The following is a 23,602-nucleotide window of genomic DNA, read 5'->3' as shown; positions in this document are numbered from 1 at the left end:
GCTCGTGACTAGACTTGCCTAGCTCACCAATTCCTGAAGGAAATCCGTGAGCGCCTTCTTAGGGTCGTCATCCTCCGAAACAATCATCTCGATTCCCCACTGGCCCAAGACCTCCTGTGCGACTGGGTTCGGTCGATTCGTGAACACGTAGGACTTTGGCCTGGCAGATGAGAGGGCCGAGCGCCCCCACATCTCTGTCAGTCGATAGAACAGGAGTCGGATGTTGATGTCGGTCAGGCTGTATCCGATGAAGAGGACTGAATTCCCTAGGACGTCGTTGCTGAGCTTGATGTCCAGCGGAGAGTCATAATTCAACCTCTGGAAATAACTGGTCTCGTCGAGGACGATCGATGCGTCGTCATCGAAGTCTCCATGGAACTTCACAATCTGACGACGGCCTTCTGCGACGGATACAAGGTCGGCCACGCTTGCGACCTTGTCGTACGGGACGCCGAACGTGTCATGGGCGATTTCCAGCCATCGGTCGTAGTTCGTTGTATAGATCCGCGAGAATCTTCCAAGGGTGATCAGTCGATGGATCTCGGACTTGGAAATATCTGTGCTGGGCTTGTGCCATTCGCGATCCATCCAGCTTCGAAGCGGACCTAGACTCCCCTTTTTCCTCTTGTAGTACTCCGCAAGCGCTAGCGGCGTGCCGTAAGTAGAGAAAATCTTTGGGTCATAGCCCAGTTCCTTAGCAATGTGCGCTGTCAGCTCGCTCCAAGTAGGCAAGTTGAGATTGGCAGACACTCCGGCGCCTACAAAAAGCATCAGCTTGTCGGTGCGATGTGCATGAAGCAACTCGGCGTTCATCTCATACCTCTCACAGAGTTGAGGTACGCAGCGAACTGGTCAAGGGCTTTGCGACGCATCGAAATATTGTCCTTGGCCGCGCCCATTTCAGCGAAGGTTTCGGTGTACCCATTCGGGACGAAAACGCAGTCCCATTGAAAGTCCACCGGACCGGCCGGCACGCGAGGCACTGTCCCCTCAATGGCGCCTTCAAACAGGCGAATCTCGCGCCCATCACAGTACCCGAGTACCGTTTTCGCCGTCACGGTGGCATCTCCGAGTCCCGCAACGAGGTTGGCGAAACGATCAGCCTCCAACCTGTCCCAGAAGATCTGAGTCAAGCCCGCGGGAAGTCCATTGAGGCCGTTCAAGTAGAGGCCTGTGTGCTCAACGAAAAGAGGACGACCGATAGCCTCAAATGCTTTGGTCAACTTGTCCCGTACTAAGCGGTCGACATCCTCGGTCTGCAGTTCCTCGATCTTCTTCGACACCGGCACGATGTCCACGCCGATGGGGGCGAGGATCCGCTGCACCTCGGTGACCTTGTGCCTGTTTCCAGACATGAATCGGATTTTCAATCTAGATCCTCTATAAATGAGTATCGCTTGGCTACTTCGAACTGCTGGTACATTTCACTGGCGGAAAGGCCCTCGGCCATCGCAGTCGCCTGATCGTCCGCAAGCCCGCGCTGATGGATTGCTGGGTTGTCTGAGCAGATAACGAACGGAACCCCGCATCGCCGGAACTCCTGGAGTGGATGGGCCTCGTCGGCAGAAACAGCGCCGGTGAGTCTGTTGCTGATCGGGCACACTTCGACGCAGATGTCCTGCGTTGCCAAGAGGTCTAGCAAGTGAGGATCCTTGCCAGCTGCTGTCCCATGACCAATGCGGTCAGCGCCAAACAATTCCACGGCTGCCCGTACGTTTTCCACGCGACCGGTTTCGCCCGCATGTATGGTAATTCCAAGTCCGAATCGATCTTTCGCCTCCCGAAAAAGTGATGGCAATTCCACTGGATACGCAATTTCCTCATCGCCTGCAAGATCGAGTCCCACTACATCGTCCGGCTCACCGAGATCCTGGTAGGCCTGCAAAAGTGTGGAAAGGCCGACCGCACCATAGTCGCCGCGCGTCACCGTGAGAATCAGGCCGCGACGAATGCCGTGGCGCTGCGCGGCGTCCCTGGTTGATTCGATCAGGCGTTCTAATGCTTGAGTGGGCGAGCATTTCTGCAGCGTGGCAAGGTACAAGACGCTGCTTCGGAGTTCGACGAAGCGTACTCCGTTCTCCACGAGGCTCGCGACGATCGCAAGGGAAATGCGATCCAGGTTCTCGCGCTTTTTGGGAAAGAGCCGCAGCACCTGCCACGGGGACAGGTATGACGCCAGCGACTTGCAGGGTGTATGCCGAAGCAAGTCCCGGTCGATCAGGAACCCAGACGGCAACACCGTTGCTTCGTCGGCCAGGATCTCTCGAATTGTCGATTCCGGAATCGCTCCATTCATGTGCAGGTGGAGTTCTCCTCGGTCGCGCACGCCGACTGCCCTTGCCCCGTCTTGGTCTGCCCCCTCGTCCCCGCTGGTTACAGCCAGACTCCCTGGTAGATCAAATTGCCATTGGTTCAATTGCTGTCCTTGGTATTTGCTTATCGAGCACATTGCGCGGTCAAAGACATCCTAACTCTCTGTTGAAAGGCAACCCCAGCTCCCAGAGCTTCTGCTGATGTTACGGCCTGTTCGCGCCTCAAATGACTGCAATGGGTCGATTCTGTTGAAAAAGTCGGTCTTGGTCGGAGCAGCCTTTCCAGAGCTCAAAAAATGCACGACTTGAGCGTTGCTGCGTGAAAACCAAGGCAGTTCAGTCTCCCGTTCGGCTCAGATCTCAACGTAGGCAACGCTCTTTTGTGGGCAGAAATCGTAAAAGGACTTTTTCAACAGAATCGGTCGGAAGCGGCCAATCGTGAATGACCGCAACCGATCCATACGGCCTGTCACGACAGGCAACAAGCGGCCAATTGCTGCCAGAGGTAACGGGCAAAGAACGGTAAAAAAGAGCCCCTTTCGGGGCTCTATAGGTCAACCTTGTACCGATTTAGCTGTTGGTACAGGTTCGTCTACGCCGAGTGTGGCGCGAGTGGACATCACATGGCCGTAGAGAAACGCATAGCGGAGCGCCCGAGCGCGTCGATCCGTCCTGGTGCGATGCTCCAGAATCATGTCCAGGTCAGCAATGCGAGAGGCCTGCCTGTCGAGCTTATCCTTGTACGACTGGAACTCTGCTGCCAACGCAGGGATATCCTCCAGCGTGCACCGGCCCTCAATCCAGCGCCCCAGTACCAGAGACTGGATCTGCGCTGTTGTTTCGGGAACGGGATCGCCAGTGGCAGCACACCCGCTCAACAGGATCAGTGCCGCCAGGATACTGGTTGTTGGTATCTGGCCAGGGCTCGAATCAGCACCGCAGCGCTGCTGGGCAAGCCGGAAAGTGTACGGGCCAAACCGAGAGAACAGCGGGTGCTCATCACAGATCGCTAGGTAAGCGGCGTCCGTGAGGCTTGCAATAGGCGCTAATTCGCCCAGCGCACACTTGGCGAGGTTCTCGACAAGTTGGTAATTGTCGGGGTCGACGCTATCAAACTTCGTCTGTACATCGCGAGCGTAGGTCGAGAGCATGACATCGCACTCTTCAAGTTCATCGGCGAGCAGCCCAGCAGCAGCATGTTGAAATTCACGAGCGAACTCCGGCACAAAAGTGAGTTGCTTGTGACCGAACGGATCCGATCTGTCTCGGTCAGGCAGCTCTCGGCCCGTGCTCCCTGTGAATAGCCGAGGGACATCTGACTGGCCTAACCAGTCTTCAGTCTCTAGGTAGGTGCAGTTCGGCCGGTACCCGTTGAAGTCTTCAATGCTGGGGCGAACCTTACGTTTGCCAGTGAGGCTCCAGATATTCTGGCCTTGCTCTCCGCTAAGCCTCACGTAGCGCTCGTAATCGCCCGTCACTCCATGCAATGGAGCGAGGTATGAGGTGTCAACCTGGGGGCGATCCCACGACTCGCTAGGTGGTTTCGGCGGGGTGATGCCATCTTTCAGGACAAATATCGGAAGAGAACCATCTCGTCCCATTCCGCCCCAGACACTATGCCCCTCGGAGAGTCGTATTTGCTTTCCAAGCAGCAGGGCGATCTTGCCTTGGTGGATATCCTCAGCTGTGACCATAAGGTCTGGCAGGATGCCGCCATGAACCGCGTGGCGAAACACATAACCAATGTACTCCCCATCTCCGTCAAACAGTGCTACCAAGTCATGCAGCGGCATACGCATGCCTTGTCGCATCCGCTCGGAGAGCGAAACCCAAGACTCTGCCTCCACTCTCCCAATCTGGTAAGGCATTTCAGAGGCCTCCAGCGCTTTGATCACGCCGGAAAGCTCCATCCAGTCAACGCACAGGCCGTCGGGGCGAACAGCAAACAGATACCCAGGCGAGCCTGCTTCCAGCAGTTCGCCGCGATTATCGGTGCTGGCGTGTTTGAGCGCGAGTCGATGCCTATCTGCACCGCTCAACTTCCCAGTGCTACTGCGAGCGGCCAATTCATCGGCGAACTCAACTGTGGCCTTGTCTATGCTCAGTAGCTCCAGTGGAGCGCGAATGGCGCGGCGCATTGCTTTGTCTAGGGGCAGGCCCGTGAGCTTACTTAGCCCCGTCGCAACGGCGTATTGGATATCAAAACGAGTGATACTGCCGGCGGCGAGTGGTCGTGCTGATTCAGCGCATTGCTGCGCCTCGTGCAGACCATTGGTGTAGCCGAGCGCACGCGCGAAGAGATCCTTCAGCTTGTGCTTGTCGGTGGTGTCGAACTCAGGAAGATCTGCAAAGCAGATTTTGGCAATCGAATGGAATTTCTTGAAGTCGACCGGGCGGACGACGGGACGTTTCGGTGTCATGGTGATGCTCCAGAAAGGGATGACACAGGTGGGAACCTGCATAACGGCTGCAATGGCGCTGCTGGATCGCTGGGCGCAACCGCCCTTTTTGGATCTTTCCGAAACAAAGATCTGGGTAAGTTGTTCACGTATCACTTGGATCAGGCCAGTTCCAGCGGGCCCTTTCGAGAACGCCCGTAGCATAGCCACAGAGAGTCCGGTGGCGCAAGCGCCAGCAAATTAAGTGAGCATTGAGGTCAGGCTTCAGCCCCCATATCGGGGCGGGACTAAGGCTTAGTGCGGGGCTGGAACTGGATTGTCATCGCCTAGGTGCTGCAGCAGCAGGCACTTTGATAGTCCGTATATGGCCGTCTACTGCCAGCCGTGACAGTCTGAAGTCGGCCAAAACCGGACGTTAGCAAACGGTGAATATCGGTCCTTAACGCATGCAACAGAAAGCCCTACTCAACACACCTGTATGCTACTGCCGACCAACTCATTCGGGTTCTACCCCGTTAACACGGACACTTTCGAGTAAGCTCACATCGAGCTAAAGGAGTGTTCATGTCCAAGCGCAAGAAATACAGCCCTGAATACAAACAGGAAGCTATCGGATGCGTCATCCGCATGCCCTTCAGGCCTAAAAGTAGCGAACCAAAAACAGATCAGAAGGGAAGCTGAACGATGAGACTGTGCAGTCTGTTTGTAAGTAACTTCCAATCCTTTGGACCGACCATGGAAGAGGTTTCGTTCTCGGATGTAACGTACCTCTTAGGTCCCAATGGCGCGGGCAAAACTGCCGCACTGCAGGCGCTCTGCAGGATGTTTGCTTTTGACCCCAATTTGCGCCGAATCCGCCGTTCAGACTTTCACGTCCCTGCCACCGAGGCGGAACTGCCAGAACAGCGTCAGCTCTGGCTGGAAGCGGACTTCACGTTCGAAGAAACACTCGACGATGAGGACCACGACACAGTGCCGCCGTTCTTCGGACAAATGGCGATGCGCACAGCAGGTGAGCTCCCGCGGGTACGCTTTCGTCTAGAAGCAACAATGTACGAAGATGGGGAGATCGAAGAGCGGTTCCTCTTCGTCACCAAGACTGATGAAGAAGACAAGCCTGTATCGACCCAGACGGTTCCCAAGCGGCATCGTGACGCAATTCATCTCCACTACCTTCCTGCCAGGCGCGACCCTTCCGATCACGTAGCCTACGGTGCGACAGCACTCCTGGGCAGGCTCCTACGTGCCGCCAACTGGAGCGATGACCGGGAGACGATAAAAGATCTTACGGAGCAAATCACGGAGTGCCTTAGCGAGAACGAGTCAGTTAAAACGCTGAGTTCGAGCCTCAGCATTGCTTGGCAGCGCCTGCACAAAGGGGACTTCTTCGCCTCACCCCGCCTGACTTTTGAGAACTCTGAAATCGAAGCATTGCTTCGTCACCTTACCGTCTCATTCAGCCCAGGGCATGGAGAGAACCAGGTGGACTTTACACGCCTGAGCGACGGGCAGAAATCCATGCTTTACCTATCGCTAGTGCTGTCCGCGCTCACGATAGGGCGGGAGGTGAGATCCGGAAAGAACAAGGCCTTTGATCCCCATAAGCTGAAACCGCCGGCATTCACGATTCTTGCTGTGGAGGAACCCGAGAACAGCCTTTCGCCGCACTACCTAGGGCGTATCGTCAATTCACTGAAGTCCTCTGTCGGCGTCGACGCCCAGGCTCTAATCGCAACACAAGCGCCTTCTATGCTTAGACGGGTTGAGCCTGAGAGCATTCGGTACCTTCGACTCAATGGTGATCGGTGTACGCACGTCACAACTATTCAACTTCCCCCGAAGCTTACCGACGCGTACAAGTTTGTTCGAGAGGCTGTCCAAGCCTTTCCTGAGGTCTATTTCGCTCGCTTGGTAGTTCTGGGAGAGGGAGATAGCGAAGAGATTGTGCTCCCTAGAATCCTTCAGGCGAAAGGCGCACCTGTCGATGAGTTTGCCGTAGCAATTGCGCCGTTGGGTGGTCGGCATGTAAACCATTTTTGGCGCCTGCTTGCGGCGATTGGCACTCCTTACATCACGCTTCTGGATCTAGACGTAGGTCGTCATCAGGGAGGCTGGGGACGCGTGAAGTATGTAAGGAATCAGCTAGACCAGTTTGCCCCTCAAGACAGCCTACCCTCTGACTGGCCGTACCATGAATGGAACGACCCCAATACGCCTGTGAGGACTCATAACTGGTTCGAAAGTGGGAAGGTAAGTCTCTTCAATGAGCTCGAAAAACGAAACGTCTTCTTCTCCGACCCTCTGGATCTCGATTTTTCCATGCTGTGTGCCTTCCCAGCTGCCTATGAGGCTGAACCTGCCCCTGCGACCCCGAAAAGCCATACCACGGTATTGGGAGATAGCCATTTCAGTCCAGGTCAATACAGCGAAGAGGAACAGAGCTGGTTTGCGGCTTACCACAAGCTTTTCAAACTGAGCAGCAAACCAGCTGCACACCTGAACGCGTTGGGACGGCTCACCGATGAGGAGCTTCTTGCTGGCCTGCCTGCATCACTCAACCGATTAGCAGACCAAGTCATCGCACGCCTCGATGAGTCGCCGGAATGATCAAGCCTGAACGCTGGGGCCCCTCCCCAGGCATACGGCTGGAAAAAAATGCGTGGAAAGCTATTCAAGAGCGCGAAAAGTCCGTCGTGCTGACTGCCGGGCCTGGAGCGGGAAAAACCGAGGTGCTTGCGCAGCGAGCTGACTTCCTTCTTCGTACGAACGCATGCCGCTACCCGAAACGTATCCTGGCTGTCTCATTCAAGACGGACGCAAGCCGGAACCTTAAGCAGCGGGTGCAGCTTCGTTGTGGCTGGGACTACGCGTCACGCTTCGACAGCGTCACTTTTCATGGTTTTGCCAAGAGGATCATCGACCGGTTCCATCCAGTCCTAGTGGACGAGGCCCTGAGTCCAGACTATGAAATTGGCCCTGACTACATCCGCGGCAAGCAGATCACGTTTAAGCACCTTCTCCCGCTCGCCATCCGGATCGTGAAAGAGAGCGTGATTGCGCGCAATGCGATACGCCAGACCTATTCGCACGTGTTCCTCGATGAGTTCCAAGATTGCACAGCAGATCAGTACGAATTGATCAAACTGCTGTTCCATGACACACCGACGATACTTACTGCCGTAGGGGATACCAAACAGACCATCATGGGGTGGGCGGGAGCGCTCGATGGGATCTTCAAAACCTACGCTGATGACTTTCAAGCACGACCGCTAAGGCTATTCCTAAACTTCCGGTCGCAGCCCAGTCTGCTGCGAATGCAGAACGATGTCATCCGAGAGATCGAGGCCGCGGCAGTGATGCCAGATGATCTCGCCCAAGGCGAAGGCGGGGAGATTTTGGCTGGGCACTTTCCAAGTTCAGCTGAAGAGGCTGAGGCTCTGGTGAACCTAATTCAGCAATGGATTACGCAGGAACATGTTCCGCCCAGCGAAATCGCCATTTTGATGCCTCGCCAGGTTGAAGAATATGGCGAGTCACTGATGCAGCAGCTCACTGAGCGGGGTATTTCCTATCGAAACGAGCACGACCTTCAGGATCTGCTGAAAGAGCCAGCAGTCCGCTTGGTGGTCGACTATCTCACTTGTCTATACGGCCAGGGCGAGCCTGGAGCATGGTCACGATTGATGGAGCAATTCGCGCCCTTTGAAGATGATGACAGCCGCAGCAGCGCTCTTCGCATCTTCGAGGAGACCTACCTAGCTCATCTCAAGAGAGTTAAGCAGGATCGCAAAGCTGAGTCCCCGCACCAATCATGGTGGACGCTGACCTCCGAGTTGCTCAAAAACATGGGCACCTCATCAGTCACAGCACTCTCAGCCGACTACCGTTCAAAGCCCCGCCTGGTAGAGGTTGTCCGTGATATTCGCGACCGTATCAGGGCACATCTGGCAATCGAGCCTGATCTAATCAAAGCATTAGCACGCCTTTCAGATGATTCAGCAGTTCGGTTCCTCACTATGCACAAGAGTAAGGGGCTCGAATTTCATACCGTGATCGTCCTCGGCGTTGAGAAACAGACGTTCTGGGGCAAGCTCGCCGAGGAGCGTTGTGTGTTCTTCGTAGGTGTTTCGAGGGCCAAGTACCGACTTGTGCTCACCACTGTGGATTTTCGCCCACGACCCAGATGCGTGAAAAATAGATGGGATGAGGCACGAAGCCCGCATGGTGAGTTTGTGAGCCATGTTGTTCGACATCTCACCAGCCAGCATCTTTAAGTAGGCATTCTTAGAATGCTGCTCATCAACCTTATGGAGCTTGGGCCGAAAGCCCTCACAGAGAACGGCCACTTTTGGCCGGTTCCCGCCAGTCGAGACCGACGCCTCAAGGCCAGAAGCAGCCGGTCAGTGGGTGACCACGAAAAAAGGGGCGATTCAGTTGGTTTGGAATCCGCCTCAGCACTTCAAGGGCTATGCTGCCGGGGTCGCATGGAAACACGCGCTTCACGCCCAACTCCAGACCCGGCTGGTAGAAACAACTGTAGTGGTCTACTAATGCAAAAGCTCTACGGTAATCCCCCCATTTTTAGTACTCGCCAGAAGTAGAGGTTAGGCCGCGCGGGCCAGCTTCTGTTTGGGGGTGATGCCTCCCAGGGCCATGTTTGGCCGTTCGTGATTGTATGTCCAGATCCAGCGAGTGGCATGTTCCTGCACCTCGGTGATCGACTCGAACAAATAATGCCCCAGCCAGTCGTAACGCACGGTGCGGTTGTAGCGCTCGACGTAGGCGTTCTGCTGTGGATTTCCTGGCTGGATGTACTCCAGGCGAACGCCGTGCTTTTCCGCCCACAGAACAAGCTTACTGCTGATGTACTCCGGGCCGTTGTCACTACGGATGGTCTGTGGTTTGCCGCGCCACTCGATCACTTGATCCAGTGCGCGCACCACGCGTTCTGCCGGCAGTGATAGGTCGATGTCCATGGCCAGGGCTTCGCGGTTGAAGTCGTCGATCAGGTTGAACAGGCGGAAGCTGCGGCCATCGGCCAACTGATCGTGCATGAAGTCCATCGACCAGCAGTGATTGATTGCCTCTGGTACCGCCAGTGGCTCAGGCTTCTCCCGCACGATGCATTTGCGCGGTTTGATTCGCAGGTTCAGCTCCAACTCCCGATAGATCCGATACACCCGCTTGTGATTCCAGCGGTAGCCTTTCACGTTGCGCAGATATAGGAAGCACAGGCCAAATCCCCAATTACGCTGGTTGTGCGTAAGCCGGATCAGGTGATCGGCAATCTCGGCATTTTCCGAGGACAACCGTCGCTGGTAGCGATAGCAGGTGACGCTGACCCCGAAGGCCAGGCACGCCTGCTTGATACTGACCCGGCCAGAATGAACGGCCTGTTGCGCCATCTCTCGCCGTTGAGATGGCTTCACCACTTTTTTGCCATGGCTTCCTGGATGATCTCGGCCTTCAGGCGCTCTTCGGCGTACATCTTCTTGAGCCGGCGGTTTTCTTCCTCCAGCTCACGCAGGCGGGCCATCAGCGAGGCGTCCATACCGCCGAACTTGGCGCGCCACTTGTAGAAGGTCGCCGAGCTGATGCCGTGCTCGCGGCACAGCTCCGGGACTGGGCTGCCGGCCTCGGCCTGCTTGAGGATGGCGATGATTTGGCTGTCCGAAAAACGCGATGTCTTCACGCAAAATTTCCTTGATCCGATTAGGAGAAAATTCTACTTCTGACGAGTACTGATTTCAGGGGGGATTACCCTACGATCGGCTAGGTTTGCCAAAAACGCATTACCGGATGCATCAGGCGTTGCTGGCCGGGCTTCCGGTCACGCTGGTTGCGGATCTGGCGCATGAACTGGGGTTGCGTCGCACACAGGTCGCAAGGTGGGTGGGAACCTCGTTTCGACACTCCGTGATGTCTGCCCGGACAGGCGAGGTGTTTTGTCGTCTCGTCGAGACCTTGGACGCCCTATTGGAACTCCATGAGGAAGATCTCGATGGCGCGCTGCGCTGGCTGACCTCACCGATTCTGGCGCTAGCCTCCGAGCGGCCGATCGATCTGCTCGTTACTGAGCCGGGCCGTAGGGCAGTACTGCAAGTGATTCACGCGCTCGAGCACGGCTTGCCGGCCTAGGGGCTTACCGCTCTTGGGTGAGCTTTATAGGCGTTTATAGTCAATTATGGAGTCCTATTATGGACGTCCGATTCGCTTCCGATTTTTATCGCTTCACGCGCTCGCAGTGCCTGGCTCGTCTTCTGGAGCTCCGGTCGAGGGCATAACGGCAGTGCTCGCAGCAGGTTGGATAATAAATGCCTCAGCCGGGAAGAACTGTTGGAATTTATATAGGGCGTTCTGGAGCAGATCATCCCTGTTCGGGTAGTCCCCGCTGTAGCGGCCCGATTTGGCGTTGATCTGCCAAGTACCGTTACCAATCTTGTGCATTTCTCCGGCAATCCGAGCAGGTTGAAATGCGGTGATGCTGGGGTGCCCGCATTTCTCCAGTCGACCATCGATCTTCACCTCGAACTCCTTGCCGATTAGCAGTGCTCCATCTTTTGCGACAGCCCAAATTAGGTAGGTTGTTCTGCGAGAGGCGAATTTTTTGTTCAGCTCTACGATAGGCATACGTGGAGCATCGTAGAGCCGGACAGCTGTCGGGTTATTGAAAATGTCTTGGCCTTGAATTTCTTGTGCCTTGAGGTAGAGAGGAGCTCTTAGCCCCCCATAGGTCTCCTCCAGGTAGGCGTCTATAGACGCGTCCACTTCGACGAGGCGGCGCATGAATGACGGGAAGAACTGGCCATCCTTTGCTTTGAAGCTTGCTGCCGTTGGGTTCAACCGCAGCAGCCTCAGTATGCCTGTCCCGAGGATCAGGTTATCAGTGAACACGGCTGAGACCGCGTCACCTTGAGGAACGTCTGTAGCATCGATGAAAACCTTGAAGATCGGCAGGCCGTTGAATAGAAACTGAGCCTCCCACTGGAACCTGGCAAAGCCCTTTGTCAGGAACTTAACCTTTTCCTTTTGCCACAGTTCGGTTTCTTCTGCAGACGGAGTGAGCGGAGTGTTGAGCTCTTCTTCCGCTGCGTGTGGTTCAGCTTCTGGCTTCGACGCATCCTCGGAGTTTGCTGATGTTGGCTCGGAGGTGCCTTGAAGAGTCACTGGGCCCTGCTCAGCTGGTTCCGTGCTAATCAAAGGCTCGGTTGATTCTGATATGACGTCATCATCTGTTGGGTGTGTTTCTACGGTTCTGTAGTCCAGGTTCCGATCTATCACCTCCTGACGAATGTGGGAAATTTCCCTTAAGCGAATACGGAAGGAAATTCCATCTGCAACATTGGTCTCTTCTGCGGGGAACCATGTTTTCCAGTCCAGGGCGACCTGCTTTTTGATGCGGTCGCAGGTCTCCAAGGCAAAATAGAAGGGTAGGCGAACCTTTTTATCTGTCGGCACGATGAGGACATCAGGCTCGATGAGCTCAACGGGATCGCTCCAGGTGCCATCCTCGTTCATCGTTTGAAGCGCCAACGCCCAAGACTCCCGCATCGGCTTTCGCTTCATGGAATAGCCAGCAGTTGGGATCAGCTTTGCTCGGACGTAGGGACCGAGCCGGTCGTCATGGATGTATAGGATCTTTTCGTGATCCTGTTTGTAGCCAACGATGCAAATTGCATGGTTACCTTCACGCGTTGGTCTTTTCTTGCCTGGCCCGCTCAACGAGTAAACGTCCCCAATGAAAATTAGGGGCAACTGGCTATCGATGTGGCTCACTACCGTTTCAAAGAAGCGTTTTTCATCGGTGCCGCGAAGGTTTTCCTGGTGATGTCTCAATCCTTCAGCATCAATGGAGCGCAGCATCTGCTCGGTGTTCAGCTCCGTGTTGGGGAAGCTGTTTGACGAACCGCTGCGGTCGTTCAAGGCGTTCATCGTGATCTCGCTACACGAATGGACGCTTCGAATGCTGTGCCACTGCAAGGCATGCAGTGCAGACCAAATGGCTGTCGTTGCACAGGCGGCAATGACCTTGTCCTGCTCTTGGAAGGCGAGGGATTCGACGCTTAGGCTGATCCCAAAAAGGTCGACCTTGTACTTTCGGCTGAGGCGGCGCTTGCGTTTTGCCGCGGTGGACTCATCCTCCATCACCTTGAGGCAGGTTTTGCCAATAAAGGTTTTGGGAAGCGGCTTGATCACCATGAACCCCAGGTAATGAGCTTGCAGCGTCTTCACCAACTCGTCGGCTCTCGGGCCACCAGCGAGGATCTCGAAAACCATACCGTGATCCAGGGCGCAGGCGAAGAAATGCATCCGGGCGCATTTGTGTCCATCGTTGCCATAACGCTTGGCGTAGTAGCGCGAGAAATCTTCCAGGAAATCCTTGTCCACGTACTGAAATTCGAGCAGTACCGTTTTCGCGTCGAGCCGGTTCAGGTAATTGAAGATGTAACCTACTTGGCGCTTTATCAGGATGTCCGGAAAATCGTAACCAAAGCATTCGCGCACCAGATTGGTCATGGTGGACTGAGCAAATTGAGATACGAGATACGGAGTCATAGACATAAAAAAAGCAGCCTTTCGGCTGCTTTCCTTGAAATAGGGATTAGAGGCTGCAGGTCTTCGCCAACTGCTCGCTAGTCACTGCCTTCGCAGCGATACGGGTCTCGATTTCACGGTCGTATATCTCCATCTGCCGGCGCGATTGCTCTAGGCGTCTAGAGACGTTTCGATCAGCGTCAACCTTGTTAGGGCTACGGGACAGGGAAATCAGTGCTTGCAGGCTCATGGCTATCTCGTCCAAAGGGCACGTCAGGTTCGCACTCAGGGTGCGAGCGTCGAAGGCATCATCGAACACAATCGAACTGTCAGTAAGGGTGGCTTCAGGCGTCAGTGAGCTGAAGCGACCGACGATTCTACTGGCGATTGATCAAAAACTCATCACCGGAATTCACTTTCCTACGAACCACTCGACGAATGCAACAGAATTCATCGTTACGACATCGCAATTGCGTTGAAGGTTTGATCCAAACGATTCACGAGGTGAGTGAAGCACAGGCTTTAGCGTTCGCAAGGCCGGCAGGCCTGGAAAGCGTCCAACGTAGAGGTTATCGGCATCGAGTCCCAGATATTAAAGCGGATCCCATCTCGCATCCAGAAAAAATCTGCCGACGAAAGGTAGGCACAATTTCCCCGCGCTCGTGGCAGGAAGCTCCAACAGCTTCCTGCCATTGGGGTCGCCAGCCAGTGATCATGAACCCTATTTACGTCCGTCTACGTGGGCATCGATTGAGGCATTCGTAACGCTTTGCTGCTGGATCGGGAAGCCAAGCCACTACTGAATCGCTCCTGGTTTCGTAGACACATCCGACTGACTCCTTTTGGCCGGCCCCTGCACCATGCGACAGGCTCAAAGCGGCCACGACCTGTCGCTCGAATTTCCTGACTGAACGGCAGGAATAGGCTGATGTTAGTCATTCACGACCCATCTCGTGAATGACCGCTTCGATTGGGGCTGGCCATGCTTCGTTTCAGAGCAGCGCTCAATGACTTAGCCGCATCTACCGTCTGTTGCTGGACGCCTCGGGTTATGCTGAAGCAGTTTTCTTGGTATCAGTTGGCGTCAACTACCTAGTCCATTCACATGGCTCCAAAAATGTCCAAGAAACCGAATCCATCAACCTCTGTAGCTCCTGCAACTGCGCCGGCTGAAGGCGAACGTCGAGCACTCCGTGGATACATTGGCCAGTACGAGCGGGCGGGCGCTGCCATTTATGCTGCGCTCGAGCGCGACGAGCTGCTCTGGATTGGCGTCGCAGACCGCAACGCGGGTATTGCCGACGACTTGGTGCTCGGTTTCGATGGGTTGGTGGTCGGCCACCAGTTCAAGACGTCCAAGTTCCCAGGCACTTTCACTGTTGAGACGCTGTTTACTGGTGCCAACGGCCTCTTGAGGCCCCTGGTTCATGCTTGGCAGTGCCTGCGCAAGGACAACCCGGGAAGCCGGGTCGAGATTCGCCTGGTTGTTAATGACTTTCCGTCGATTACTGACAAGCCAGGCGATGGCACGCCGCCCCACAGCGCGGCATTTCTTGAGGAACTCCAACAGCATCCAAATCGGCCGCTAGCGGATTGGTACACGCAGGAATGGAGTCGACTGATCAACCACCTGCGCCGTGAAGCCGGCCTGGGCGATGACGACTTCGAATATTTTTTGCACAGCCTCCGTGTGGTGTGCGGAGCTGCGGCGGACTTCATCCAGTCGCACAAATTGAACGCCGAGCAGGCGCGGCAGGCATCCGAGATTGCAAGCGTACTGCCCAAGCTGGTCGCCGATGCCCGCGACAAAGACAGGTGGACGCGTGACGAGCTGCTTCGTGAGCTTGGTTGGCGCGATCCCTCCAAGACGCTGCTTATCCACCGGTTCCCGGTCGGCGCCTATGTTCAGCGCAACCGTGACACTGAGGTCAAGCTGCTAGCCGCGCTGCATGCCGCCGACCAGGGCTACGTCTCACTCATAGGACCGCCTGGCTCCGGGAAGTCCACTCTCCTGCAGGTTGCGCTGGCCACTGAGGCTAATATCCGGCTCGTTCGCTACTTGGCGTACGTGCCGGGTGCTGCTCAAGGCGTGGGTCGCGGGGAGGCCGACAACTTCCTGACTGACGTCGGCACGCAGTTACGCAACAGCGGTTTGGTTGGACTTCGTCTTCGCGACGACTCGCTGCATGAGCGCCGAGAGCAGTTCGGCGCCCTGGTACAGCAGGCTGGTGAACGCTTCTACCACGACGGGATCCGAACAATCATCGTCGTCGACGGGCTCGACCATGTGCCTCGCGAAGAGCGGCCGACCAATTCGCTTCTGGGCGAGCTGCCTCTTCCCTCTGCCATCCCCAGCGGGGTTGTGTTCATCCTCGGCACGCAGCGGCTGGATCTCGCGAATCTGAAGCCCGCCGTAAGAGAGCAAGCGGAGAAAAGCGAGCGACAGGTTCTCATGGGACCTCTCGGCCGCGAGGAGGTCGCCCGGATGGCAGATGCGCTTGGCCTGCCTGCCGAGATTCCAAGATTGGATCTAAGCAATCTATCGCATGGCCACCCGCTGGCAACGCGCTACTTAATTCATGCGCTGTTGCACGCGGACGAAGCCGGCCGTAAGCACCTTCTCAGCGGCGGGATGCCGTTCGACGGCGATATTGAGACCGTGTACACCGCTGCTTGGCGCGAGATCGCAAGCGATGTCGATGCCATGGACGTGCTGGGCTACATCGCTCGTGCTGAGGCACCTGTGGACCTGCGGCTGCTGGCCACAATGGTCAAGGAGTCCGCGATTGAACGCGCTCTGATCGTTGCACGGCACCTGCTCCGCAGTTCATCCCAGGGGTGGAGCGTCTTCCACAACAGCTTTCGGCTGTTCGTCATCGCTCAACCTCGAACCCGCCTCGGAAGCGTCGATGCCGAATACTCGCAGCGCGTGTACCGCGACCTCGCCCAGTTGGCGAAGAACGCGCCGCCCGAATCGGCGCAGTACTGGCTTGAGTTGCGCTACCGCGCCCGTGCCGGCGACGGTGCCGATGTACTTGCACTGGCGATGCCCGCTCGCTTCAGGCAGCAACTGGCTGACGGGCGTTCTATCGCCGAGATCCACGCTGATATCCGCCTGGCTCTGCTGGCAGTGCGTGGAACGCACGACGCGACCGCCTTCGCACGGCTGCTGCTGTGTCGTGACGAAGTGGGGCGGCGGGAAACTGCCCTTGAGTACGCCAACCAGCTTCCGCTGGCGATGCTGGCGGTTGGGGACATTGATGCAGCCCTGGCCTTCGTGCAGTACTTCCCCAGCCAGGGCTACGAGGTCGTCGACGCCCTGTTAGTGCGAGGGGACTTCCAGCGGGCGAAGGAACTGTTTGAAAGCCTCGAGCCACTGTCGCAGCTCCATACGTCCAAATTCCAGAACCACGGGCACGACCACAACATAACGGAATTCGAGAGGTGGGCAAGGCGCGCCGTCCACTTCCGAGACACCGAGCAGATCCAGATAGCGATTGACCACCTCGCCGCAGAGGGGCTACGCCAGCCCGAAAAGGTGGATCCGCAAACTGTCGCCGCGCTGCAACTGCATCTGAGGAGGGAAGCCGCAGAGGCGATGCTCCTTCAGAAGGTTGGCGCCGATCCACAAGACCTCTGCAGCAAGCTCGGGGTAGCCAACGAAGACAAACCTTCGGTGATGGTTCACGCAGGTCTTGTGGCCAGTCGGCGTGGCGACGTTGCGCAAGCGCTTGCCCTGTTTGATGCTGCCGCCGCCCTTCCTGGCTTCGTAGAGGTACCCAACGGCTACCGACGCCGTATGGCACTAATTGCATTCGAAGCTGACCGTCGTGACCTAGCCGAGGCCCTGTTCGACAAGCTGGTCGCACCGATGATCTCTATGTGCGACGACGAGACGGACCTGGCTGGGCTGGGTAATCTGGTCGGTGCGGTGATGCATCACGCGAGGCTTTGCACGCTGCTCAATAAGCCGCTGCCAAGCGCGACACCGTCGAAGCACACCTTCCTTCATCCGTTCCAGCAGCACGCCTCGACGATAGGCGTGCTTCTAGGTCGCGCCGCCGTCGACAACGCGTCCGTGCCGGCCGGCAGCATCCAGGACGAAGCCCGCATTGCCCTTGGGTACGTCCTACGTCTGACATCAGAAGGCGGCAGCGAGTCATATCGCATCCAGCAGGCCTTCAAAGTGGTCCCCATGCTCGTGCCAGCGCTGCTGAGGCTCGGCGCCAAGCGCGGCGAGACTGAGTACCGTGCGGTACTTCGGGAAATTGACGCAGCCATCGCCTCATCGACGCTGGGGGGCACTGCGTACCTGCGACGCAGATTGGCCGTCGATGCGTATAGGGTTGACGGTGACCGGGTGGCGGCCGTCGATCGACTCAACGCACTCGTGGCGGAGCTTCAGGAGAGCACGCCGAGCGAGCAGATCGACGGGTTGGCCGATCTGGCCATCGCGTTGGCTGCGGTCGGGGACTTAGAGCGGGCCAAACAGTTGCTGGCGACGGTTCCCGAGCAATGCCTTGGCTACGCGTTGGCCCCCAAGAAAGACCCGCAGTACGCAATCTGGCGAGACATCCTGGTCCTTGCGAACGCCGCTGACCCGGAGGACCGGGTCAAGCGAGTATCGACCTTAATGCGCCAGGTCGGCGGCATGACCGAAACGGAAGGGTCGTCGGCCGCGCATCGTTTGACGATGTCGCTAATCGAGGAAGCGACGCAGGTCGGACCTCGCTTCGGCTTCGAGGTGTCAAAGACACTGGCGGATTGGAATCTGATTGGCTGGCCGAACCGTGTTGACCTGCTCATGACGGGGATGGTGCGGCGAAGCCCTGAACTCGTCTTGGCTTGCGCGACGCTCTGGTGCGGTCTGTGTCTGCCGTTCTACATGGAACCGTACTACCGGGACCCGCACCACGTCGGTGACTTCATCGACATCGCCGCCGACGCCGCAGGACCTAGACAGATTGAACCGCTCGCGCGGATGTTTTTGGCGGTGATCGAGGTAGCCAGCAGGGCACACGAGAGGGTCGGACTGCTCCAGCGCCTTCGCACCGCTGCCGGAAGACATGGGTTTTCATCTGCCGAGCTCGACGCCGCCGTAGCCCGGTGGACGTCAGAAGCGCCGGAACCTCGACACTCGTATACGCCAAGCAAGTACGACTCGGAGACCACTCTCGAGCAGCTTGAGCGCGCGTTTGAAGCGGATGGCGACGAACTGAACTACAACGCCCCGTACCGTTTCAGAGATCTGGCCGAGACGGCCCCGCTTCATCTGGCGCGGAGGATATTTGAGCGCTGGCAGGTCTTGCAAGACGACGCGCGCTGCCGCTTCCTGATGGTTAAAAGGTTGGCTGCGGCGGGGGAGGTCGAGTACGCCAAGAAGCTGATGCAAGGCTACGAGTCAAGCAAGGACCCCTGGAGTTCCTGGAGCCAGGGGATGGGTGGCGGTAAGTTCTTCTACTTTGAGGCGAAGAAGCTCTTGCAGGGACCATCCACATGCCCAGCCGCCTTCGAGAACATTGTCGATTCAGTAACGGCGGGCCAGGAGAACACCCAGTCACTGCTGACAGAGCTGGATTCGATACTGCCGGTAATCAGCGCGACGCCGGATTGGCCGGCCATCTGGTCGCTACTTGAGGAGCAGATGGCCTGCACTCGCGAGTTCCAGCTGGGGCGACCCTTCCAGCCGAGCGAGCTACCGCTCAGCGACACGGAACTTTTGGAGGATCTGCTGCACTTTGCCTATCGGCTGCCCGTTGCAGAAGTTCAGCGACACGCACGCAATTGCACGTTGAGCCTGGCAAGGCAAGCCGGACTCGGCCAAGCTTTGTTCAAGTCCCTTATGTGGCGACTTATAGCCGGCGAATTAGATGCCCCCTTGCAGGCGCTCGGAACGCTGCTGGCTGCTGACAGCGCGGACTTTGCCCCCGAGTTGGGCAGCGCCGTGGCTGCGTTGGTCAGTCACCGTGACATCGCGGTGGCAGAGTCAGCCGCGCTCTTGTCGCATCGGTGGAGGCAGGCTGTCCCCTTGGACGCGATACCACTGCCGCTCTTCTATCGCCTTGAACTCGAGCACCCGCCAGAGGGCGACCAGGCATTCACGGACGAAAGAACTGGTGCAATGCGCGTCGAGTCGCCGCTTGGCTGGACCGAGATGTTGCGCTCGACGGCACGTCACATCGCGAAGGCGGCAGGCATTGAGGAGATGACAGTCCGCCGACGCGCGGCGATGTTCATCCAGGATTGGGGTGGACTTGAGGCATTCGGGCCCTCTGGCATCAAAAGGCTTGAGACTCAGCTTCGCGTGCTCGACATGCAGATCACTTACCTGAAGCCCCACGCCTACATTGCAATTGCCGCACTTCGCCACGTCGCGGGAGAACTGCGGCTGGCCGGCAAATTGAAAGGCAGCGACATGCCGACGCTGTTGGAACGTTTGGGCTGCCCGCTTCCGCCTCGACCGCTGAAGCTCCCGAGAGGGCGTCCCGAGTGGATCCGAATGCCGCTGTTGAACCGAAGTGCGGGTTGGTCCGAGCGAGAACGGAAGTGGATTGACGAAGTCGACGGTGACGTTGCCCCCTTCCCAGCAGACCGCCACGGCCAAGTCGTGGCCGAAGTATCCCGCTTCAAGATCCTCAAGCCACGACTGTCGGAGCACCGCCTCTACCGCTTTAGAGCACCCTCGGCAGAGATTGACAGTGAAGACTTCGACGACTGCTATGCCAGGCTGCCCATCGCTGTTTGGCTTGGCCAGTACGTCGCATTTGACAATGATCTGGCGCCAACGCTGGTAAGGAGAGTTGTTTGCTCGGTGGACATGGGCTTTGACGCAGCGGCCTATTCGTTCGCTTTGTGCCCGAACTGGGTGAAGCGGCTTCGCTGGAGCGCGCATGACGAGGAGCCCAGCGTCTTCCTCGACCCGAGCGGCGCTGTGGTCGCAAGGCTCTGCTGGTGGCGTGATGCCGGCCCGGTTGATATCGATGCGGAGTCCCTGTGGGGCGAGGGTTGCTACCTCGTTCTGACGTCAGTAGGCATCGAACAGGTCACCACTGCCCGTGGGAAGCCGGACCTGGACATCAGCGTGTTCGCAAGCAGGCAGATCAAGCAACCGAGCAGCTACGGGCAGTCTCTCTTGAAGACGGCGAAGAACGGCTACTCAATCTAAGCCATGCAGATTCAGCGGCGATGTCAAGCGAGGGGGGCCATGCTGGCTCGAGCTGGCTGTCCCGGACGGCAGCTTCCGGCCGGTGGCTAGCGTTCGTAGTACCCTAACGATCGATCGCTCCCGATGCGAAGCAGCCATCGGACTTTCCAAATCGAGCTTCTGCTTTGAGTCGATTTGAGCCGATTACGACAGGCAGCTATTGGCCGGCAGCTGCCGGTCATCACAGGCCGCAATTGGCCACTATCCACGCACTGGCAGATCAATCACGTCCATCCCCTCGCCTGGTGCCATGTGGAAGGCGGTTGTGGCAGCTAGGCCCGACTCAACGTCTTATCTGTAAGTGTTAGCATCGCCAGAACGACATCAGGACGACTCCTAGCGCATGCCTCGTACCCAGCAAAACCTCGCGATGCTAAGAGACACTCTGAGCCAGATCCTGGGAAATCAGAAAGGCCGTTACACGGACACACAGATCCCTGAGCTGCTCTTCACACTAGGGCTCGATGATTGCACTGAGTACAGCTCCAAGAGGCAGCATCTGCAAAAATCGGTAGAAGCTGCGAATGATGCCCAGAGGGTGGCTGCCGCTCATAAGGCATTGGAGCTGATTGACTTTCCCGTTCTTGAACGCGATCAGCTTCAAGAACTTGTTTGGGACGATGGCACAGTACCTGTCATCCCTGGTCGATACCGACGAGAACTGGCGAAGGCGCTCATAACCACAGACTTGTATATGGACAGGGCTGGCTTCGAGCAAGTGCTCAGCGAGTTCTGGCGACTCGACATGATGTCGGTCATGGACTTCACCTGGTCCTCCCCAACACTTCGTGAAGAAATTGTCCGTCACTACATCGAAAATCCCGACTGGAATTCGGTGACGCTCCTCGACAAGATCGGGGCGTTTCAGTCCTCGCATGCTCGATTTGGCCGATTCATTGAAGCGTTGGCCTCATCGCGGGTGCTGCCCAGTGAGCCCGCTCAGCGAAAATTCATCGAAATAGTTAACGGCGCCCTCAGAGAGTGCGGAGTTCACGTTGTAATCGGAATGGGAGAGGATGCGTTCCTGACGGCCACTTTAGCCACCATAGGATCACGCAAGCAGTCATCTCCCAAGAACCTCATCTTTGCTTCCACGAAGAAGCCAGACCTGCGACTGGGCAACGCGCTGGATAACGATATCGAGGTAATGTCCGACCCCACGGATGTCCTTATCTATGACCGCCCGATCGCTAGTTCCGGGCTCCTGTGGCGTGATCTGCAGACCTGGTACTCCCAGACTTACGACATCGAGGAAAGCCAGGCCAAAAGTCGTCTTTATCGACGCCTGAAGGCGTGCCTGCCAAAGTCGTCGCCTCCTCAAGAACTCGCTTTTGAGAGCTTCTTCAAAGCCTTTACAACAGCGATTCCCCAGCTTCCTGTCTTGTTACCCGAGGTCTGGTTTCACTGGGATCCCCAGACGGTCTCACAACGCGGCAAGGAAGCCTTGCTGAGGTCTCGCATGGACTTCCTACTGCTTCTCCCTGGCGGGGTGCGGGTTGTTATAGAAATCGACGGTAAACACCATTATTCCGACCCGGAGGGGCTCGCAAGTCCCAAGCTCTACGCCGAGATGATGATGGCGGACAGAGTCCTGAGACTTGCTGGGTATGAGGTCTATCGCTTTGGCGCTCATGAGCTCGGGCTGCCCGACGCCGAAGAGATGCTCATTGGATTCTATCGCTCACTGTTTGAGCGCTATTCTCTGCGCCCAGCCTCATGATCTTCTTGAACCACCACGGATTCTGCGGAGAGTACTTCCGGCCAAAAGCGGCTGCTCAAAGGTGTCTACGTATCTAAGGTCGATTCAGTTTGCCCTCTCCTAAACTGCTCTCACCGTCCACAGCTGATCCCACCTGGTGGTATAGCTCGGGCTCAGCATTTCGCGCTTCATCCCCCAGGCTGGCGCCAACGGCACACCAGCTGGCCTCAATGTGCCGCGCCCCCACTTGGCGTTGATCTCATCAAGCACGTCCATCACCTGCTCGGCCACCACGGGCTGAGTCGCGGCGAACATATCGTCAGTGAACTCACCGCGCTGGCGTAGATCCAGCAGCAGGATCTCGGCCTTGGCGTAGGCGAAGCCAGGCCGGAACAGATGATCAAGCCCAGCCACAGCCGTGCGGGTAATCAGCCGCGTATCGTCGGTCGGGTACGGCAGCTCACAGACAATGCCCTTCGCATACTTCACCTCATCTGGGTTAAACATGCCGGTGCGGATGCTCACTCGCACCCGCTTGGCGAGGGAGTGCTGAGCCCTGAGCTTTTCGCAGGCCCTGGCGGCGTAGGTGGCCACCGCCTCACGGATGGGCTCAATCTCATGTTGGCGCTCACCGAATGCGCGACTGCAGCAGATCTCCTGCTTGGCCGGCACCATATCTTCCAGCTCTAGGCAGGCCGTGCCGCGCAACTCGCGCACGGTTTTCTCGATCACCACGCTGAATTTTTCGCGCAGGGTCCACGGGTCTGCCTGCGATAACTCCCAGGCCGTATTAATTTTCATGCCCTGCAGGTGCGCGTCCATACGACTGCCAACCCCCCACACATCCCCAACAGGCGTGATCTTCAGCAGCTTGTCGCGGCGTTCAGGGTCGCGGATATCTACTACCCCACCCGTTTGGCGCTGCCACTTCTTCGCCGCGTGGTTCGCCAGTTTGGCCAGCGTCTTGGTGCTGGCAACACCCACCCCGGTGGGGATGCCCGTGCATTGCAGCACCTGGGCGCGGATCTCCCGACCGAACGCCTCCATTGAGCCTTGCATGCCTTTCAGATCGGCAAAGGCCTCATCGATGCTGTACACCTCCAGCGCCGGCACCATACCTTCAATCACGCTCATCACGCGCTCGCTGATGTCGCCATACAGCGCGTAGTTGCTTGAGAACACCGCAATGCCAAGCCGGCGAACGTCCCTCTTAATCTTGTGCCAGGGCGCGCCCATCTCTACGTGGGCCTTGGCTTCGGCTGAGCGGGCAATCACGCAGCCGTCATTGTTGCTCAGCACCACAATCGGGGTGCGCCGGAGGTCCGGCCTGAACACCCGCTCGCAGCTGGCGTAGAAGCTGTTGTTCCGGGGCTTGCTAAAGGTTAGGAGTTAAGTAGCTTTATAAACAATGATTTAAAAAATAGCTTTAGCAGCAATAGGGATAGGTCAGCGG

At 57.2% G+C, this 23,602-nt stretch carries 11 protein-coding genes and 1 pseudogene; 5 read left to right on the top strand and 7 right to left on the bottom strand.

Annotated elements, in window-relative coordinates; all coding sequences use genetic code 11:
- Positions 1-18: 18 nt before the first annotated feature.
- From LJY18_RS02215 to LJY18_RS02200, 4 genes are all read right to left on the bottom strand, one after another.
- Entirely contained in the window at positions 19-813 is a 795-nt protein-coding gene (locus LJY18_RS02215; protein ID WP_238040096.1) for an SIR2 family protein, read from the bottom strand.
- On the bottom strand, positions 810-1,370 hold the full coding sequence (locus LJY18_RS02210) for a non-canonical purine NTP pyrophosphatase (protein ID WP_238040095.1): 561 nt from the start codon (positions 1,368-1,370) through the stop codon (positions 810-812). Before LJY18_RS02210 ends, LJY18_RS02215 begins: the two co-directional genes overlap by 4 nt.
- Positions 1,367-2,416, bottom strand: a complete 1,050-nt coding sequence (locus tag LJY18_RS02205; RefSeq protein WP_238040094.1) for an adenosine deaminase family protein — start codon at positions 2,414-2,416, stop codon at positions 1,367-1,369. The genes LJY18_RS02210 and LJY18_RS02205 overlap by 4 nt, the downstream gene beginning before the upstream one ends.
- 450 nt (positions 2,417-2,866) lie before the next feature.
- Complete coding sequence (locus LJY18_RS02200) at positions 2,867-4,732, bottom strand: hypothetical protein (protein ID WP_238040093.1); 1,866 nt, start codon at positions 4,730-4,732, stop codon at positions 2,867-2,869.
- Positions 4,733-5,395: 663 nt separating this feature from the next.
- On the opposite strand from LJY18_RS02200, the gene LJY18_RS02195 reads away from it, so the two are divergent.
- Both LJY18_RS02195 and LJY18_RS02190 read left to right on the top strand, forming a co-directional pair.
- The gene (locus tag LJY18_RS02195; protein ID WP_238040092.1) at positions 5,396-7,318 is read left to right on the top strand and encodes an ATP-dependent nuclease; all 1,923 of its coding nucleotides are present in this window, start codon (positions 5,396-5,398) and stop codon (positions 7,316-7,318) included.
- Complete coding sequence (locus LJY18_RS02190) at positions 7,315-8,985, top strand: UvrD-helicase domain-containing protein (RefSeq protein ID WP_238040091.1); 1,671 nt, start codon at positions 7,315-7,317, stop codon at positions 8,983-8,985. Before LJY18_RS02195 ends, LJY18_RS02190 begins: the two co-directional genes overlap by 4 nt.
- A gap of 330 nt (positions 8,986-9,315) precedes the next feature.
- On the opposite strand, the gene LJY18_RS02185 is transcribed toward LJY18_RS02190, so the two are convergent.
- Positions 9,316-10,403 (bottom strand): IS3 family transposase gene (locus tag LJY18_RS02185; protein WP_238040090.1). Its coding sequence is split into 2 segments (ribosomal slippage): positions 9,316-10,151 and positions 10,151-10,403, totalling 1,089 coding nucleotides; the frame shifts between segments, so codons are not numbered across the junction.
- Positions 10,404-10,489: 86 nt separating this feature from the next.
- On the opposite strand from LJY18_RS02185, the gene LJY18_RS02180 reads away from it, so the two are divergent.
- Positions 10,490-10,849: an antitoxin Xre/MbcA/ParS toxin-binding domain-containing protein gene (locus LJY18_RS02180; protein WP_238040089.1), complete on the top strand. Its 360-nt coding sequence runs from the start codon at positions 10,490-10,492 to the stop codon at positions 10,847-10,849.
- Positions 10,850-10,942: 93 nt separating this feature from the next.
- Here LJY18_RS02180 and LJY18_RS02175 read toward each other — a convergent pair whose 3' ends face one another.
- Positions 10,943-13,228, bottom strand: a complete 2,286-nt coding sequence (locus LJY18_RS02175) for a hypothetical protein (protein ID WP_238040088.1) — start codon at positions 13,226-13,228, stop codon at positions 10,943-10,945.
- Between the two features lie 1,135 nt (positions 13,229-14,363).
- Here LJY18_RS02175 and LJY18_RS02170 point away from each other — a divergent pair.
- Together LJY18_RS02170 and LJY18_RS02165 are read left to right on the top strand one after the other, a co-directional pair.
- Positions 14,364-20,411 (top strand): ATP-binding protein, encoded by a 6,048-nt coding sequence (locus tag LJY18_RS02170; protein ID WP_238040087.1) that lies wholly within the window; start codon positions 14,364-14,366, stop codon positions 20,409-20,411.
- A gap of 382 nt (positions 20,412-20,793) precedes the next feature.
- Complete coding sequence (locus tag LJY18_RS02165; RefSeq protein ID WP_238040086.1) at positions 20,794-22,170, top strand: hypothetical protein; 1,377 nt, start codon at positions 20,794-20,796, stop codon at positions 22,168-22,170.
- Positions 22,171-22,269: 99 nt separating this feature from the next.
- Here LJY18_RS02165 and umuC read toward each other — a convergent pair.
- Positions 22,270-23,511: pseudogene (umuC, locus tag LJY18_RS02160) on the bottom strand (translesion error-prone DNA polymerase V subunit UmuC); the annotation flags it as partial.
- Positions 23,512-23,602 lie beyond the last annotated feature (91 nt).

This window comes from Pseudomonas sp. MMS21 TM103, from assembly GCF_022132145.1.
GTDB lineage: Bacteria > Pseudomonadota > Gammaproteobacteria > Pseudomonadales > Pseudomonadaceae > Aquipseudomonas.
Note: the sequence above shows the minus strand (reverse complement) of the source record. Positions and strands in the feature narration are given on the sequence as shown.